This window comes from Streptomyces sp. MK7 (genome assembly GCF_032658145.1).
In the GTDB taxonomy this organism is placed as follows: Bacteria; Actinomycetota; Actinomycetes; order Streptomycetales; family Streptomycetaceae; genus Streptomyces; species Streptomyces spiralis.
Map to the genome: position 1 here is coordinate 364411 of NZ_JAVACL010000003.1, position 17367 is coordinate 381777.

A 17367-nucleotide genomic window follows, 5' to 3' on the forward strand; every position below is an offset into this window, starting at 1 on the left:
TGATGAGATCTTGATTCCCTGGGGGAACACATGAGAAGACGCACCCTCTCGGCGCTGTGCACACTCGGCGCGCTCGGTGGCGTGCTCGCGGTTCCGACGGCTGCACACGCGGCCGACCCGTACCCGAACGGTCCCTCGATCCACACCGACGACACCCGGATCTACGTGGACTTCGGCAAGCCCTTGCCGCCGAAGAACCTGAAGCTGCTCCTGCGCAAGACGGGCACCGACACACCGGTGGCGGCCGTCACCGAGTTCGCTCAGATGCAGGACACCGACCCCTGCGACCCGTCCTGCGAGGACGACCCCGGTGAGACCGCTGTCGTGACCTCCCCGCTGCGCCTGGCGGACCTGGGCCGGTACGCCGTGGACGTCCAGTACGACGGCACCGAGGGTGAAACGATCCTCCACAAGGACGAGGCGGTCTTCGACTACCACCTGATCCCGCGGGTCAAGACGTTCGAGGTGAGCGGGAAGCCGGACCTGGAGCACAGGACGGTGACCGTCAAGGCGGACGCGACGCTGCGCGACCCGCGCGACGACTCCGAGACGCCGATGGCGAACGGCCGGCTGGTGCTGGAGACGACCGCGGCGAAGACGGGACTGAACACCGACGCCGCGGGTCATGTCGAGACGCCCTTCACCTTCACGGGCACGGAGAAGCACGACACGACGACGTGGCAGAACGACGTGAGGGTGGTCCTCCGGCCGGCCGGTGCGGACGCCGCGCACGGTCTGACCCGCCGGGTCGAGGTCGGCTACACCACCACCGACATCACGCTGGACTCGTCCACGGTGAGAGGCGCGGACGGGACGGACGCCCCGCTGACCGGCCGGGCCACCTACCGCGACAGCAACGGCGTCTCCAAGCCGGTCCCCGCCGGCACACCCATGTCGGTGTACAACGTACGGACCTTCAAGACCGGCGAGGACGGGCGCTTCACCACCCAGGTCCCCGTCTACGGCACCCGACGGCAGACGATCGCCCTCCTCGGCACGCCATGGCTGTCCAACACCTACGCCTACGTCACCCCGGACCCGACGACGAGCGCGGGCTTCCACAGGGTCCCCACGGTCACCGTCAGCCGGTACAAGAAGGTCACGGTGTCGGGCATCTTCGACCGCTACGACCTCCCGGCCGCGACGACCCTGAAGGTGAACCTCCAGTTCAAGGCGAGAGGCACCACGACCTGGGTCACCAAGAAGACCATCGACAGCCCCGCCTTCGCGGGCGACAGCTCCCGCACGGTCACGGCCGCGGACCTGCCCTACCCGGGCGTGGGCGTCTGGCGGTTCCAGTACCCCGGCACCCAGCAGATCCCGGCCGGCCCCGCACCGGAGTCGTACACGGTGTACCGCCGGATGACGGCCTTCCCGGAGTTCAACGCGAACCCCGAGCCGGTCAAGGCGGGCGCCCCCATCACGATCACCGGCAAGCTCAACGCGAAGAACGAGGACAACGGGCAGTGGTCCGCGCTCGCCAACGCGCGGATCGACATCTACTTCCGCGCGAAGGGCACGACCACCTGGCGCGGGGCCGGCGTCGCCGTGACGGGCAATGACGGCAGGTTCACGAAGACGTTCACGGCGGCCAAGGACGGCGACTGGCAGGCCAAGTACGACGGCGACGAGTGGACCCACTTCTACGCCTACAGCCGCCTGGACTTCGTGGACGTCCAGTGAGCACGGCCCGCGTGAGGTGACCGCACCCGCCCGCTCGCGTCCCGGGACTCGTCCGGGCCGCGGGCGGGCGGAGCCGCAGTGCGGCCGGTACACCGCGCGGACCTGGTGGGATGTGCCCGGTCACGAGGGTGGCAGCCCCCGACGGCCCTCCATCGCCGTGAGCAGGGCCGGTGGCGCATGCCGGTGGCTGAGCCGACGCCTGTCGCGGACGAACAGCCCGCCGGGCACCTGACCGCCGCGCGCCCCGATGAGGTCGCCGGCGACGCCCAGGGCGGCGAACGGCATGACGTCCGGGCCGTCCGGACACCCGTCCGCATGGTGAAACCTCGCCCCGTGTGGGAGCGTGATTCTCACCACCTCTGATAAGGGTTGTGCTCAGATGAGCGGATCAAGAGCGACTGCACTTCATCAAGGAGTGGCACTCAGTGCCACCATTCGATCGTTCATCGAGGAAATTCAGACGTGCCGAAAGCCGCTCATCTGAGCGCTTCAGAGGGTCTACGGGTGTTGATGCGTTCAAGAAGTGAAAACAAAAAGCCTCGGTTGCTTGCCCAGCCTTGACTTTCGATCCGCTGGCGGACGAGTGGTTACGGGCGCATGACGCGCAAGTGGACGTACCAAGGTGCCTTCGATCTGGGTATGTTCCTCGCCGTCAGGGCAGCCACCGCGTCCTCGAGGAGTCGAGACCCGTGTCGGAAAACAAAGATCCCCAGGTAGCCGAGCGCGGCCAGAGTGTTGAGGGCGTGAAGTTCGTCTACGACTTCACCGAGGGCAACAAGGACCTCAAGGACCTCCTCGGCGGCAAGGGCGCCAACCTCGCCGAGATGACCAACCTGGGCCTCCCCGTCCCTCCGGGCTTCACCATCACCACCGAGGCCTGCAAGGTCTACCTGGACAGCGGCGAGGAGCCGGCCGCGCTGCGTGACGAGGTGAGTGCGCACCTCGACGCCCTCGAAGAGCGGATGGGCAAGAAGCTCGGGCAGGCCGACAACCCCCTCCTCGTGTCGGTCCGTTCCGGGGCGAAGTTCTCCATGCCCGGCATGATGGACACCGTCCTGAACATCGGCCTGTCGGACAAGTCCGTGCAGGGCCTGGCCAAGCAGGCCGGCGACGAGCGCTTCGCCTGGGACTCCTACCGCCGCCTCATCCAGATGTTCGGCAAGACCGTCCTCGGCGTCGACGGCGACCTCTTCGAGGAGGCCCTGGACAAGGCCAAGGAGACCAAGAAGGTCACCGTCGACACCGAGCTGGACGCGGCCGACCTGAAGAAGCTGGTCACCAAGTTCAAGAAGATCGTCAAGACCGAGGCCGGCCGGGACTTCCCGCAGGACCCGCGCGAGCAGATGGACCTCGCCATCAAGGCGGTCTTCGACTCCTGGAACGGCGACCGCGCCAAGCTCTACCGCCGCCAGGAGCGCATCCCGCACGACCTGGGCACCGCCGTCAACATCTGCTCCATGGTGTTCGGCAACCTCGGCCCCGACTCCGGCACCGGCGTCGCCTTCACCCGCGACCCCGCCTCGGGCCACCAGGGCGTCTACGGCGACTACCTCCAGAACGCGCAGGGCGAGGACGTCGTCGCGGGCATCCGCAACACCGTGCCGCTCGCCGAGCTGGAGAACATCGACAAGAAGTCGTACGACCAGCTCATGCAGATCATGGAGACCCTGGAGAACCACTACAAGGATCTCTGCGACATCGAGTTCACCATCGAGCGCGGCCAGCTGTGGATGCTGCAGACCCGCGTGGGCAAGCGCACCGCCGGTGCCGCCTTCAGGATCGCCACCCAGCTGGTGGACCAGGGCCTGATCTACGAGGCCGAGGCCCTCCAGCGCGTCAACGGTGCCCAGCTCGCCCAGCTGATGTTCCCGCGCTTCGACGACGGGGCGAAGGTCGAGCAGGTCGCCCGGGGCATCGCCGCCTCGCCGGGCGCGGCGGTCGGCAAGGCGGTCTTCGACTCCTACACCGCCGTCAAGTGGTCCCGCTCGGGCGAGAAGGTCATCCTGGTGCGCCGGGAGACCAATCCCGACGACCTCGACGGCATGATCGCGGCCGAGGGCATCCTGACCTCCCGCGGCGGCAAGACCTCCCACGCGGCCGTCGTCGCCCGCGGCATGGGCAAGACCTGTGTCTGCGGCGCGGAGGAGCTGGAGGTCGACACCAAGCGCCGCCGGATGACGGTCCCCGGCGGGCACGTCGTCGAGGAGGGCGACGTCATCTCCATCGACGGCTCCACCGGCAAGGTCTACCTGGGCGAGGTCCCGGTCGTGCCGTCCCCGGTCGTGGAGTACTTCGAGGGCCGGATGCACGCCGGCGCCGACGACGCCGACGAACTGGTCGAGGCCGTGCACCGCATCATGGCCTTCGCCGACCGCAAGCGCCGCCTGCGGGTGCGTGCCAACGCCGACAACGCCGAGGACGCGCTGCGCGCCCGCCGCTTCGGCGCCCAGGGCATCGGCCTGTGCCGTACCGAGCACATGTTCCTCGGTGACCGCCGCGAGCTGGTCGAGCGGCTGATCCTGGCCGACACCGAGGACGAGCGCGAGGAGTCCCTCAAGCAGCTCCTGCCGCTGCAGAAGAAGGACTTCGTGGAGCTGTTCGAGGCGATGGACGGACTGCCCGTCACCATCCGCCTGCTCGACCCGCCGCTGCACGAGTTCCTGCCCGACATCACCGAGCTGTCGGTGCGCGTCGCCCTCGCCGAGTCCCGCCAGGAGCCGCACGAGAACGAGCTGCGCCTGCTCCAGGCCGTGCACCGGCTGCACGAGCAGAACCCGATGCTGGGCCTGCGCGGCGTACGCCTCGGCCTGGTCGTGCCCGGCCTGTTCACCATGCAGGTCCGCGCCATCGCCGAGGCGGCGGCCGAGCGCAAGGCGGCCAAGGGCGACCCGCGCGCCGAGATCATGATCCCGCTGGTGGGCACCGTCCAGGAGCTGGAGATCGTCCGCGAGGAGGCCGACCAGGTCATCGCCGAGGTCCAGGACGCCACCGGCACCCATCTGAAACTGGCGATCGGCACGATGATCGAGCTGCCGCGCGCCGCGCTCACCGCCGGCCAGATCGCCGAGGCCGCGGAGTTCTTCTCCTTCGGCACCAACGACCTGACCCAGACGGTGTGGGGCTTCAGCCGCGACGACGTGGAGGCGAGCTTCTTCACGGCGTACCTGGAGAAGGGCATCTTCGGCGTCAGCCCGTTCGAGACGATCGACAGGGACGGTGTCGGCTCCCTGGTCAAGGCCGCCGCCCAGGCCGGCCGCGCCACCCGCCCCGACCTCAAGCTCGGCGTCTGCGGCGAGCACGGCGGCGACCCGGAGTCCGTCCACTTCTTCCACGAGGTGGGCCTGGACTACGTCTCCTGCTCCCCGTTCCGCATCCCGGTCGCCCGCCTGGAGGCCGGCCGCGCAGCCTCCCAGTCGGAGGGCAGCGACCACCGGTAGACCGGACCACCGGCAGAGACCGGTAGCAGACCCCGGAGTCCTCGTCGTGGTCCCCGACCCTCAATACCGATTGCGACGAGGACTCCGGTCCACGAGAAGAAGGGGCGGCATCCTGTGCGGGGATGCCGCCCCTTCCTCGTGGTCCGGAGCGGGGTCAGGCCATCCGGACCTCGTACGCCCTCACCCGGACCGACTCGTCGTCCAGGCACCGGCCGCCGGCCAGGTCGAAGCGCTGCTTGAGCAGCGGGGACGCCACGAACGGGCGGCCCTGGTGGGTGCCGGTCAGGCCGCGGGAGAGAACGGCGGCGCCGGTGAAGGGGTCACGGTTGTCGATGGCGTACAGCCGGCCCGAACGGTCGCGGAAGACGGCCACCTGGCGGCCGTCCGGCAGCAGGGCCGCCACCCCGCGGCCCGGCAGCAGCGTGCTCAGGTCGCAGACGGTGAACCAGCTGTCGTCCAGGCGCAGCTGCACCTTCAGGTCGGTCGTCTCGGGTGCCAGGGTGGTCATCGGTTCTCCTTCGTGGATACCCCGGCCTTGAGGCCGGGTGGGGGTACCTCCCGCTTGCGGGGGAGAAACGAAGCGCCTGGTACGGGCGCGAACTCGTCGTGATCGACCGCTTCTTCCCCAGCTCGAAGCTGTGCGGGGCCTGCGGCACGGTCCGTGAGGAGCTGCCGCTGAACGCCCGCGCGTGGACGTGCGACTGCGGTGCCGTGCGTGACCGCGACGTGAACGCGGCACGCAACATCCGGGCCGCCGGGCCGACGGCGTCTGCCTGTGGAGACGGTGTAAGACCTCAACGGGAGTCCTCCCGGACGGGGCGGTCGTCGGTGAAGCAGGAACCCCAGCGGGCGAGCGCTGGAATCCCCCGCCTTCAGGCAGGGGAGGAAGTCAACGCTGGGCGCTTCCTTCCAGGTCCAGGACGTCTTCCAGGGGCTCCGCGGTGCCGGCGGGGCGCATGCCGATGGACAGCAGCGGCAGGTCGGGCTTCATCTGGTCGCGTTCGGGGACGAAGCCGACGACCGGGTCGGGCGTGTCGGGGGCGTTGACGAAGGACACGAACCGGGCCAGCTTCTCGGGGTCGTTGATGGTCTCGGCCCACTCGTCGCGGTAGTGGGACACATGCGCGGCCATCAGGGCCTCCAGCTCGTCGCAGATGCCGAGCGAGTCGTGCACGACCACGTCCCGTACGTGGTCCAGGCCGCCGGGGATCCGCTCCAGCCAGACGCTGGTGCGCTCCAGCCGGTCGGCGGTGCGGATGTAGAACATCAGGAACCGGTCGATCAGCCGGACCAGTTCGGCGTCCGAGAGGTCCTGGGCCAGCAGGTCCGCGTGGCGCGGGGTGGCGCCGCCGTTGCCGCCGACGTACAGGTTCCAGCCGCCCGCGGTGGCGATCACGCCGAAGTCCTTCGACTGGGCCTCCGCGCACTCGCGGGCGCACCCGGAGACCGCCGACTTGAGCTTGTGCGGGGACCTCAGGCCCCGGTAGCGCAGCTCCAGATCGATCGCCATGCGCACCGAGTCCTGGACGCCGTAGCGGCACCAGGTCTGCCCGACGCAGGACTTCACCGTGCGCAGCGACTTGCCGTAGGCGTGCCCCGACTCGAAGCCCGCGTCGACCAGGCGCGCCCAGATCAGGGGCAGCTGCTCCACCCGGGCGCCGAACATGTCGATGCGCTGGCCGCCGGTGATCTTCGTGTAGAGGCCGAAGTCCCGGGCGATCTCACCGATCACGATCAGCTTCTCCGGGGCGATCTCCCCGCCGGGGATGCGCGGCACCACCGAGTACGAGCCGTTCTTCTGGAGGTTGGCCAGGAAGTGGTCGTTGGTGTCCTGGAGGGCGGCCTGCTCGCCGTCCAGGACATAGCCGTCGGCGCCGATGGCCGGTGCGAGCGAGGCGATGATCGAGGCCACGGCCGGCTTGCAGGTCTCGCAGCCGTCGCCGCCCCGGGCCTCCTCACGGCCGTAGCGGTCCAGCAGCTCCTGGTAGGAGGTGAGGCGCAGGGCGAGGACGATCTGGTACAGCTCCTCGCGGGTCTGCCCGAAGCAGCCGCACAGGCCCTTGTCGACCTCGACGCCGCTCGCCTCCAGCTCCTCGTTGACCAGCTGGGTGAGCACCTTGACGCAGGAGCCGCAGCCGGTGCCGGCCTTGGTGCACTTCTTCACCTCGGGCACAGTGGTGCACCGGTGCTCGGTGACCGCGCCGCGGATCGTGCCCTTGCTGACGTTGTGGCAGGAGCAGATCACCGCGTCGTCCGGGAGCGCGGACGGGCCGAGCTGCGCGGGGGCGCCCGCGCCGGCGGGCAGCACCAGCGACTCGGGGGCGATCGGGGGCACCGAACCGGTGAGCGCGCGCAGCGTGCCGTACGCCTCCGCGTCACCCACCAGGATGCCGCCCAGCAGCGTGCCGTCCCGGCCGATGACCAGCTTCTTGTACAGGCCCGCCCGGGAGTCGGAGTAGACGACGTCCAGGCAGTCCTCGGCGGTGCCGTGCGCGTCGCCGAAGGAGGCCACGTCCACGCCGAGCAGCTTCAGCTTGGTGGACAGGTCGGCGCCCACGAACGCCGCCTCGTCCTCGGCGATCGTCGCCGCCGCCGTCTCGGCCTGCTCGTAACCCGGCGCGACCAGGCCGTACACCCGGCCGTCGGCGGCCAGCGCGCACTCGCCGATCGCGAACACACGCGGGTCGGCGACGGTACGGCACTGCTCGTCGACCGTGATGCCGCCGCGCTCGCCGACGGCCAGTCCGCAGTCGCGGGCCAGCTGGTCGCGGGGGCGGACGCCGGCGGAGAACACCACCATGTCGGTGGCGAGTTCGGAGCCGTCGGACAGCTTCATGCCGGTGACGGCGCCGGAGGCGTCGGTGACGATCTCCTGGGTGCCCACACCGGTGTGCACCGTCAGGCCCATCCCCTCGATGGTGCGCAGCAGCGCCGCGCCGCCGCCCTCGTCGACCTGCACCGGCATCAGGCGCGGCGCGAACTCCACGATGTGGGCGTCGAGTCCGAGACCCTTGAGCGCGCCGGCCGCCTCCAGGCCGAGCAGACCGCCGCCGACCACGGCACCGGTGGTCGCCTTCGCCTTCGCGTACTCCTCGATGGCGAGCAGGTCCTCGATGGTCCGGTAGACGAAACAGCCGGTGGCGTCCTTGTTCGGCACCGGCGGCACGAACGGGTAGGAGCCGGTGGCCAGGACCAGGACGTCGTAGCCGACGACCAGACCCGAGCGGGCGGTCACCTTCCGCGCCTCCCGGTCGACGGTCTCGGCCGGGTCGCCGATGTGCAGCTCGATGCCGTGGTCCTCGATGAACGCCAGGTCGGTCAGGGAGAGGTCCTCGGGCGCCCGGCCCGAGAAGTACGAGGTGAGCTGCACGCGGTCGTAGGCGGGGCGCGGCTCCTCGCACAGCACGACCACGCGGTGCGTGGCGGTCAGGCCGCGCTCGGCGAGCGCTTCGAGGAAGCGCTGGCCGACCATGCCGTGGCCGACGAGCACGATCGTGGGGGTGTCCGTGCGGGTGTCCGTGGCGGTGTCCGTGGACATCAGGAGCCTCCGTCGTTGGTGAGCAGGTGGAGCAGGGGGCCGCCGTCCGTCGGGAGCGGCTCTGCTCCCTCCCAGGCGCGGGCGAGCGCGCCGACGGTGCCGAGTTCGCCGACGAGGACCCCGCCGACCAGGCGGTCGTCGCGGACGACGACCTTGCGGTAGGTGCCGCGGGTGGCGTCGGCGAGCTGCACGACATCGTCGCCGGGGCGGGCCTCGGTCTCGCCGAACGCGGCGAGGTCGAAGGGCGAGTGCGGGCCGGCCAGGGTCAGCCGGGTCAGGGAACGGGTGCCGGTGTAGCGGGCGTCCCGGTCGCCCGAGAGCAGCGCGGCGAGCGCGTCGGCCTGGTCGAGGGCCGGCGCGGCCAGGCCGTACACGGTGCCCGCGTGCTGGGCGCAGTCGCCGATGGCGTGGATGTGCGGGTCGGAGGTGCGCAGCTCGTCGTCGACGAGGACGCCCTTGTGGACGGCGAGGCCCGCCTGCTCGGCGAGGCCGGTGCGCGGGTGCACCCCGCAGGCGACGACCACGAGGTCGGCGTCGAGCGCGTACCCGTCGGCCATCTCCACCGAGCGGACCGCCCCGCCCGCGCAGCGCACGTCCCGCACCCGGCACTCGGTGTGCACCTCGACGCCGAGGCCCTCCAGGTGGTGCCGCACGAGCCGGGAGGCGCCCGGGTCCAGCTGCCGTTCCATGAGGCGCTCGGCCTGCTGGGCGAGGACCACCTGCGCGCCGCGGGCCGCGAGCGCGCGGGCGGCGGAGACGCCGAGCAGCCCGCCGCCGACGACGACCGCGCGCACCCCGGGACGTACCGCCTTGGACAGGCCCAGGCAGTCGTCCATGGTGCGGAAGGCGTGGACGCCCTCGGGCAGCTCGTGGTCCGGCGTGAACAGGCCGCGCAGCGGCGGCAGCACGGGGTTGGAGCCGGTGGCCAGCACCAGCGTGCCGTAGCCGATCGCCGAACCGTCCGCGCACCGCACCTCGCGTGCGGCGCGGTCGATCCCAGTGACCCGGCCGCGGACGAGACCGGCGGGCGCGGGGAGCGCGATCACCTCCGGTGCGTACCGCTCGGCCAGCACCTCGGCGAGCAGCACCCGGTTGTACGGCGGATGCTCCTCCTCGCCGACGACCAGCGCGGGCGTGCCGAGCTCACCGAGCCGCCGGGCGAGGGTCACACCCGCGAGGCCGGCGCCGATCACCACCACACGCGCATTCGAGGTCATGCACCCGAGCGTGCGGCGCGGACGTTACCCGGCCGCATCACACCTGTTTCCCGTACGGAACGCTGCCCTCAGCGGGCGCGGGGGGCGGTTGTGAGGGTCCGCGGGGCGGCGGGGGAGCGGTGTGAGGCGGGGACGGCGAGACGAGGGGTCGGTCTCAGCGGCTGCCGGTCAGATGGGCGAAGACGACGACGTTGCCCTGGTAGCCGGTGGACCGGGAGTAGCCGCCGCCGCAGGTGATCACCCGTAGCTCGGGGCGCGAGGCGGCGCCGTAGACCTTCTTGTCGGGGAAGTTCGTGGCCTGGTACACCTCGATCGCGTCCACGGTGAAGACGGCGACGCCGCCGTCCCGGCGGTCCACCTCGATGATGCTGCCCTTCCTCAGGGCGCCGAGGTCGTAGAAGACCGTGGGACCCTCCGTGTTGTCGACGTGGCCGGCGACGATCGCGGTGCCGCGCTCACCGGGCGTGGTGCCGGCCTCGTACCAGCCGGCGAGGTTCTTCTCCTGGGAGGGCGGGACGTCGAGGCTGCCGGAGGGGGTCAGGCCCAGGCCCATCAGGGGGGCGTCCACCCGTATCGAGGGTATGCGGATGCGGGTGGGCGGGGACGGCGGCAGCGCGGGGGCCGAGAGCCGTTCCTCGCCGGGGTCGGGGCGGCCCTCGGCAGCGGCGGGCTGGGGCGGTGGCTGCTCGGGGCCGGCGCTGCGCAGCAGCCACACGCCGGAGCAGAGGGCGACGACGGTGACGGTCGCTATCGCGGAGTTGCCTATCCTGCGCATACGAACACCTCTCGCCCCCCTCTTGGACCCCCGCTTCTTGGACCCCGTTCATCGGGCCCCGTTCATCGGGCCCCGCTTTTTGGGCCCCTGCTCGGAGCTGGTGCCCCGTGCCCCCTCCGGGCCGCGAGGGGCGTCGGGCCCGGAGGGGGAGGGACGTGCGGTACCGGCGGACGGACAGCGGAGGGTGCCCGTCAGATCCCGTCGCCTCTCGCCCGGCGATGCAGGAGCCAGGTACCGCCCGCGGCGGCGACGGCGAGTGCCGCCACGCCGGCCGCGGTCCGTACGGGGTCGGCACCCAGCGCGCCGCCGACCCCCGTCTTCACACTTCCCCGGGGCTGCAACTGCCCCTGGGCCGAGCTCAGGGCGACGATCAGATCGCCCTTGACCCGCCGGCCGCCCTCGGCGCAGTCGGCGACGATCTCGTACGTCCCCGGCTGCGCGCTCTCCGGCACCCGGAACTGGCCGATCGCGTCGCCCTCGTGCGCGCTGGGCGCCAGCGGGAAGGCGCCCGCGCCGACGGCGCTCGCGTCACCCGCCGCTGCGGCCTTCGCGCCGCACGCCTTGGTGTTCACGCTGACGTGACCGCCCGGCACCACCGAGGACGGGTACACCTCGAGCGTTCCGGTGGCCGAGCCGGAGGGACGCACCGCCGCGACGGAGTCCTCGGCGCCGTAGGCGGGCGCGGCGAGACCGCTGACGGCGGCGACGGCGAGCGCGGCCCCGGTCACGGCCCCGGCCGACAGACGAGCGTGACGTCGCATCGGTCCTCCTCCCAGCTCTTCCCAGCTCTTCCGAGCTCTGCGGTTCCGCGGTTCTGCGGTTCCGCGGTGGCGGCACGGCTCAGCGGCACCCGCGAGTGCCGCCGCTGTCGTCGCGCCCTGCCCTTCCGAGGTAAGTGGCTCGGACGCGAGCCCGCTTCCTGAGAGCACGTCAGGAATACGGTGAACGGGTGTCGAGGCGCCCCGCCAGGGAGGCGTGACGAAGGGTGTTTGGGCAGGTCAGTGCGGTCTCGCTGACGGCGCGTCGGAAAACACCCCGAAGGGTGCGGGTCGCGGGGGTGAACGGGTGATCGCGACGCTCCGGCCCGCCGCGGGCTCGGCATCACCGAGAAGCCGGGGCGTGACCGGCTTGACCTCAACAAAGCTTGAGGTATCAGTCTGTGCCGCATGAACACAACCACGGAACCCCTGAAGGTCACCCTCGTCATCGGCAGCAACCGCCACGGCCGCTTCGGCCCCGTGGTCGCCGACTGGCTCCTCGCCCACCTCCGCGACCGCGCCGACCTGCTCCCGCGGGTCGTGGACGTGGCGGAGACGGCGGCCCTGCCGACGACACTGGCCCGCGGCCCGGAGGCGACTGCGGCCCTGGCGGGCGTCACGGAGAAACTGGCATCGGCGGACGCCTTCGTCGTCCTGACCCCCGAGTACAACCACTCCTTCCCGGCCGGCCTGAAGAACCTCATCGACTGGCACTTCACGGAGTGGCAGGCCAAGCCCGTCGCCCTCGTCTCCTACGGTGGCCTGGCCGGCGGCCTCCGCGCCGTCGAACACCTCCGCCAGGTCTTCGCCGAACTCCACGCGGTCACCGTCCGCGACACGGTCTCCTTCCACAACGCGCGCGCGTCCTTCGACGACGAGGGCCGCCTGAACGACCCCACCGCCGCCGACGCGGCGGCCAAGTCGATGCTGGACCAGCTGGTGTGGTGGGGCCAGGCGCTCCGAGAGGCCAAGGAGCGGCGGCCGTACGGAGGTTAGCCCCCGGGCTGTGCATCGAGCCCCGGACGGGATGGGGCTGTGGCTGGGCATCACGTCACCGGGGATCGACGTGTCGGGATCAGATCCTGCACCTGCGCCGGCGTTCACTGATGACCTGAACAGGCCTGTAAACGCACGTAAGCCATTGAGGGGAGGAATGCCCCGTGGGCTTTCCTCCCCTCAATGGACACCCGAAAGGAGCGTTAATCAGCGTTTTTGCTGGTCGGTGCCGTATTTTTCATCGGCGGCCTGATATTTGTGTTCAATCCCCTGGGGATTGCGGAGAAGTACATCAGATTCACCTCACGCATGGGCGGGCCGCGGTTCACGGTGAGCGAGCGGTACCTGTCGCGTAGAGTGGGAACCGCTTTTGTCCCGATCGGCGGCGGGATACTGGGCGCGCGGCTTCTCCTGGCTCTTGCAGTGAAGGAGAGTGCGCTCATGTCCTCGCTGCCAGTGGCTGTCGCTTCCATGCTCGTCATCGTCGGTACCACTCTCTATCTGGTCTACCGGGCTTCCTCACGCCACGACGGAAGCTGAGCAGGCATGTCTGCCGTGGTACTTGACGTTCCGGGACGTATGAGCCGCGAAAAGGTTGTAACCCTTGCGTGAGATTCGTTTGTGAGATTTGGCATGCTCCTCACCCGTGTTGCCGTGGCCGCTCGATCCGCTGGGAAATGAGGGGGACCGCTCGAAGTCCCCCGCGTGGGTCGAGCGAGGGGGCGATTTCTCATGGGCAGGGCGGACGAGCGCGTGCCGGATACGGGCGTGCCGGACGCGAGTGGGATGCGGGTGTACGCGGCGGCCTTCGTGGAGCGGGTCACGGCGCGCAACCGGCTGCCGCTGGACTACTCGGTGGCCAGTCTGCGCCTGGTCGACTTCCTGGTGGACGGGTTACGCAAGGGCGGTGCCGAGGCGGAACGGGCGCGCGAGTCGCTGTTCGGGCTGGGCGCGTACGTCGGTGAGGTGCTTGTGCGCCGCGCCGGGGCGGTGTGGGTCGACTTCGACGCCGGACAGCAGGCCTGCTTCGGTCAGGCGGTCGGCGTACGCATGCCCGACGGGCGGGTGTGGAATCCGCTCGGCAAGGTCCGCAACCGCTTCGAACTGGGCGGCGCGGAGGAGTCGTTGCAGAGGTTCTGGCTGACACTCCATGGGCGGGTCAGGCGAGAGGTCGCCTGATGCTCCCGGCTTCCACGAAGCCGCCGTTCGCGCCCTGCCGGATCCATGTGCCCGGATCGGCGGGGGCCTGATCCCATGGGGTGTCCCGCATGCCGGCACACTGGTCGCCGTGTCCAACTCCTTCGCGCAGGCCATCCTGAGAACGGCGGACCTGTCCGAGGGGCTGCGTACGGTCGAGAGGCTGCTCGGGATGGCCGACCTGGGGGGCCTTGAAGTCGACTTCGATGTGCGGATCTCCTCGACTCGCTCGCTTGCGGCAGTGCGGGCCGTGTTGCCGGATGCCGAGTGGTGGGCGGAAGGGGTGCGGAGCGGTCCGTCGGAGCAGGAAGATGATCCGTCGGCCCTTCTGCCCGTCCGGCTGCGGCACTGGGCGGGGACACCGGAGACGGTGAGGCCGTTCCTCCACGCGGTCGGCGGCGACCCGGCGACCGTGCGGTGGGACTTCAACGCCTGGCCCGAGGCTCCCGAGGTGGGCCTGGGGGTGGGGGGTGCCCGCGGAGCATTCGTCACACTGTGTGTCCATGCCCGCGACCTCGACCTCGAGGAGCCGGCGGCCGACCACACCGTTTTCGTCCACGTCAAGCAGGTCGAGGCCGAACGCGCACCGTGGCTGGCGGCCCAGGTCGGCTTGCCGGTGATCGGCGACCTGGTGATGGCGCCGTACTGAGAGAGCTGCCGACGCCGCAGGCAGAGCACGCCGAGCACGCGAGCACGCAGGGCAAGCAGAGCACGCAGAGCAAGCAGAGCCGTGGCGTGACCGCCTGGCCTACGGTGGTGCCCGTGTTCGTCGACGCCGTGGTGGTCGTGTCCGCCGTCCTGGCTCTCGCGCGCGCCCCGCGCGTACCGGCGGCCGTCCGGCGGGTGCTGCCCCGGCCGCCTACGGGCCGCTCTGTGCCGCCGCTCGCCGCGCTGGCGGTGGTGACCGGGCTGGTCTACGTCAACCAGGTGCTGTTCACCGTGTACGTGCTGCGCGTGCACGGCGGCGACGCGTCCTTCGTCGCGCGGTATCTGCCGACGGGGTGGTTCGAACTCGCTTCGGGAAGCCCCGTGGTGCGGCGGCTCGCCGACGCCTTCCCCGCGCCCGAGCTCCTCGCTCCCTCGGTCCTGCGCGTCCAGGCCTTTCTCGAGCTCCCCTTCGTCCTCCTGGCCTTCGCGGCCGTCGTGCGGTGGTTCGACGCGGGGCTGTACCGGGCGATCGCCCGGTCCGCCCTGCTGCCGCTGGCCTCCGTGTCGTACACCGTCGTGTTCTGCCTCGTGGAGTGGGACCTGCGCAATCCGTACACGGTGGACGACATCGTCGTACGAGCCGTCTCCGCCGCCCTCACGTCCCTTCTCGTCGCCCGTCTGGCGGCGCGTGACTCGGGGGTCACCCGGACCCCGGCCTCCGTGTCCGGGCTGCTGGTGTTCATCGGCTCGCTGGGTGCTCTGGGAGCGCTGGTCCTGGTCGTGTACGACACTGCCCTGCTCTACAACCTGGGGCGGCTGGACGACCGCCTGCCGCTCGCACTGGCGGCCGCCGGTCTACTGGCCGCTCTGCGCGGGGTCGCGCACCGGCTGCGGGAGGACCGGTCCGCTCCCGGCCTCGCGATGTCCTTCGTGCGGCACGCTCTGTCTCGCTGGCTCGCGCTCTTCTTCGTGCCGGCGCTCGCGGTGCGCTACGGCGTGGTGTTCGGGACACCGTGGCTCGCGGCAGGGGCGGCGCTCGTGATCGGAGCGGCTGCCTGCCTGGGGGCCGGCCGGGACACCGTGGCCGGGCCGGAGGACGCGACGGACGCCGCCGGCCTTCGGACGGGCCGGCGCCGAACACTCGCTCTCCTGCTGGCCGGAAGACTGACCTGCGCCGGCCTGGCGGGCGCGGGGGCCGCATACGTGGCAGTGTCGCTGAGCCCCGGGCCGTACTACGAGACCAGGGCGCTCTCGGCGGGTGCGGCCTTTCTGATGACGGCCGTGGTGGCGTGCGGGGTCGTCGACGTCGTGGACCGGCGTCGGCCGGGAGCCGGTTCGCCGGCACAGGCGCGGAGCAGCCCGTCCGCGTCGTGGTGCGAAGGCCGCCCCGGCCGGTCGTGAGGCCGGGGCAGCCTTCGCGTGTCCGCAGGCGGTCAGTTCACGTTGACCGCGCTCCAGGCCGCCGCCACCGCGTTGTATTCAGCGCTGCCGGAGCCGTAGAGGTCCTTGGCGGCGTTCAGGGTCGCCGTGCGGGCGCCCGCGTAGTTGGTCGAGGACGTCATGTAGACCGTCAGGGCGCGGTACCAGATCTTGCCGGCCTTGTCCCGGCCGATGCCGGTCACCGTCCTGCCGTTGTACGTCGGTGAGTCGTAGGCGACGCCGTTGATGGTCTTCGCGCCGCTGCCCTCCGCGAGGAGGTACGCGAAGTGGTTGGCGACGCCGGAGGAGTAGTGGACGTCGAGGTTGCCCACCGAACTGCTCCAGTAGTCCGCCGAGTTGCCGTCCTTGGACGGCTTGTCCATGTAGCGCAGCGCCGTCTTGCCGAAGCCGGAGCGGACGATCTTCTCGCCGATGAGGTAGTCACCGGGGTCGGAGGGGTTGTTCGCGTACCACTCGACCATCGTGCCGAGGATGTCCGAGGTGGCCTCGTTCAGGCCGCCGGACTCGCCCGAGTACGTCAGTGCCGCCGTCTTCGACGTCACGCCGTGCGTCATCTCGTGGCCGGCCACGTCCAGCGCCACCAGCGGACCGAACGTCGTCCCGTCACCGTCGCCGTACGTCATGCAGAAGCAACTGTCGTCCCAGAAGGCGTTGTTGTAGTTGCTGCCGTAGTGGACGCGGTTGTACGAGCCCTTGCCGTCGCCCGCGATGCCGTTGCGCCCGTGGATGTTCTTGTAGTAGTCCCAGGTCTCGTTCGTCCCGTACTGGGCGTCGACGGCCGCCGACGCGCGGTCCGCCGTCGTACCCGTGCCCCAGTGGTTGTCGGAGTCCGTGAACAGGGTCGCGGGCGCCCGCTGGAAGCAGATGCCGAGGAAGCACAGGTCGGTCTTGTTCGCGGCGTCGCCGGTGTAGGTGTTGCCGCGCGTGGGGTCCTTGAGCTGGTACGCCGAGCCGGACAGGGTCGTCTCCAGCCCTACAGTGCCGCTGTAGAGGGACTTGCCGTCGCCCGTCGCCGTCTCGATGCTGTCCCAGGCGTCGATCTGCGCACCCGTGAGCGCGTCGGTCAGCACCGTACGGGCGACCGGGTTGCCGAGGGAGTCCAGCCCGGCCGCGTTCGTCCGCCAGGCCAGGCGCGGGGCGCCGTGCAGGGCGTCGACGACCAGCTCGGGCCTGGCCTTCACGTTCTTCAGGGTCTCGCCGAGGTTCGCGGCGCGCAGCGCGTTGACCGCGAGGTCGGCGGCCTTGGGGGCGGAGAGCTTCGGGGTGGTGGTCGGGAGAGCGACCGTGCCTCTCGTCGCCCGGTTCGCGCCGCGGTAGGTGCCGTCAGGGCGCAGGTGGACCACGAAGTCGCCGCCCAGCACCGGCAGTCGGTCGTAGGTGCGGTCGTAGCGGACGTGCTGTGTGCCGTCCTTGTCGACGATCACGTCCCGGACGGTGGTGTTCTCCGCGGAGGTCAGCCCCAGGGCGGTGGCGTGGTCCAGGAGCGCCGAGGCGGCGTTCTGGATCGCGGTGGCCCGGGTCGGTCCGTCCTGCGCGTGTGCGGCGGGGGAGAGTACGGCGGCCAGCAGGGTGGCGGTGGTGGCGGCTATGCCGGCCGTGGCCAGGCGGCCGCCTCGGGTGTGCCGTGTCCGACTCATCGGTCTCCTTGGGAAGGCGCCTTCGAGGGGGGGAGTGGGGG

14 protein-coding genes and 1 pseudogene are annotated in these 17367 nt (G+C 70.9%); 8 read left to right on the forward strand and 7 right to left on the reverse strand.

Annotated elements, in window-relative coordinates; genetic code table 11:
• Positions 1 to 30: 30 nt before the first annotated feature.
• Complete coding sequence (locus R2S09_RS06375) at positions 31 to 1683, forward strand: hypothetical protein (protein ID WP_316740097.1); 1653 nt, start codon at positions 31 to 33, stop codon at positions 1681 to 1683.
• Positions 1684 to 1803: 120 nt separating this feature from the next.
• Here the strand turns inward: R2S09_RS06375 and R2S09_RS06380 are convergent, their stop codons facing one another.
• Positions 1804 to 1968, reverse strand: a complete 165-nt coding sequence (locus R2S09_RS06380; protein ID WP_316740098.1) for a hypothetical protein — start codon at positions 1966 to 1968, stop codon at positions 1804 to 1806.
• Positions 1969 to 2372: 404 nt separating this feature from the next.
• On the opposite strand from R2S09_RS06380, the gene ppdK reads away from it, so the two are divergent.
• Complete coding sequence (ppdK, locus tag R2S09_RS06385; RefSeq protein WP_316740099.1) at positions 2373 to 5120, forward strand: pyruvate, phosphate dikinase; 2748 nt, start codon at positions 2373 to 2375, stop codon at positions 5118 to 5120.
• 154 nt (positions 5121 to 5274) lie between these two features.
• On the opposite strand, the gene nirD is transcribed toward ppdK, so the two are convergent.
• A complete protein-coding gene (gene nirD / locus R2S09_RS06390) occupies positions 5275 to 5628 on the reverse strand; it encodes a nitrite reductase small subunit NirD (RefSeq protein WP_306187035.1) in 354 nt (117 codons plus the stop codon).
• A 68-nt stretch (positions 5629 to 5696) separates the two neighbouring features.
• Between nirD and R2S09_RS06395 the strand changes: the two are divergent.
• Positions 5697 to 5993 (forward strand): annotated as a pseudogene (locus R2S09_RS06395) (zinc ribbon domain-containing protein); the annotation flags it as partial.
• Positions 5994 to 6009: 16 nt separating this feature from the next.
• On the opposite strand, the gene nirB reads toward R2S09_RS06395, so the two are convergent.
• The 4 genes from nirB to R2S09_RS06415 all read right to left on the reverse strand — a co-directional run bounded on the left by nirB (position 6010) and on the right by R2S09_RS06415 (position 11411).
• Positions 6010 to 8658: a nitrite reductase large subunit NirB gene (nirB, locus tag R2S09_RS06400; protein WP_316740100.1), complete on the reverse strand. Its 2649-nt coding sequence runs from the start codon at positions 8656 to 8658 to the stop codon at positions 6010 to 6012.
• Positions 8658 to 9875: an FAD-dependent oxidoreductase gene (locus R2S09_RS06405; RefSeq protein ID WP_316740101.1), complete on the reverse strand. Its 1218-nt coding sequence runs from the start codon at positions 9873 to 9875 to the stop codon at positions 8658 to 8660. The genes nirB and R2S09_RS06405 overlap by 1 nt, the downstream gene beginning before the upstream one ends.
• Before the next feature lie 154 nt (positions 9876 to 10029).
• Complete coding sequence (locus R2S09_RS06410; protein ID WP_306187029.1) at positions 10030 to 10650, reverse strand: class F sortase; 621 nt, start codon at positions 10648 to 10650, stop codon at positions 10030 to 10032.
• A 191-nt stretch (positions 10651 to 10841) separates the two neighbouring features.
• Positions 10842 to 11411, reverse strand: coding sequence for a hypothetical protein (locus tag R2S09_RS06415; protein ID WP_306187027.1), 570 nt, complete (start codon positions 11409 to 11411; stop codon positions 10842 to 10844).
• A gap of 405 nt (positions 11412 to 11816) precedes the next feature.
• On the opposite strand from R2S09_RS06415, the gene R2S09_RS06420 reads away from it, so the two are divergent.
• From R2S09_RS06420 to R2S09_RS06440, 5 genes are all read left to right on the forward strand, one after another.
• Complete coding sequence (locus R2S09_RS06420) at positions 11817 to 12404, forward strand: NADPH-dependent FMN reductase (protein ID WP_306187025.1); 588 nt, start codon at positions 11817 to 11819, stop codon at positions 12402 to 12404.
• A 216-nt stretch (positions 12405 to 12620) separates the two neighbouring features.
• A complete protein-coding gene (locus R2S09_RS06425) occupies positions 12621 to 12944 on the forward strand; it encodes a hypothetical protein (protein ID WP_316740102.1) in 324 nt (107 codons plus the stop codon).
• A gap of 192 nt (positions 12945 to 13136) precedes the next feature.
• The gene (locus R2S09_RS06430) at positions 13137 to 13583 is read left to right on the forward strand and encodes a hypothetical protein (RefSeq protein WP_316740103.1); all 447 of its coding nucleotides are present in this window, start codon (positions 13137 to 13139) and stop codon (positions 13581 to 13583) included.
• A 109-nt stretch (positions 13584 to 13692) separates the two neighbouring features.
• A complete protein-coding gene (locus R2S09_RS06435) occupies positions 13693 to 14250 on the forward strand; it encodes a hypothetical protein (RefSeq protein ID WP_316740104.1) in 558 nt (185 codons plus the stop codon).
• 86 nt (positions 14251 to 14336) lie between these two features.
• Positions 14337 to 15650, forward strand: coding sequence for a hypothetical protein (locus R2S09_RS06440; RefSeq protein ID WP_316740105.1), 1314 nt, complete (start codon positions 14337 to 14339; stop codon positions 15648 to 15650).
• Between the two features lie 32 nt (positions 15651 to 15682).
• Here R2S09_RS06440 and R2S09_RS06445 read toward each other — a convergent pair whose 3' ends face one another.
• A complete protein-coding gene (locus tag R2S09_RS06445) occupies positions 15683 to 17326 on the reverse strand; it encodes a M4 family metallopeptidase (protein WP_316740106.1) in 1644 nt (547 codons plus the stop codon).
• Between the last annotated feature and the right edge of the window lie 41 nt (positions 17327 to 17367).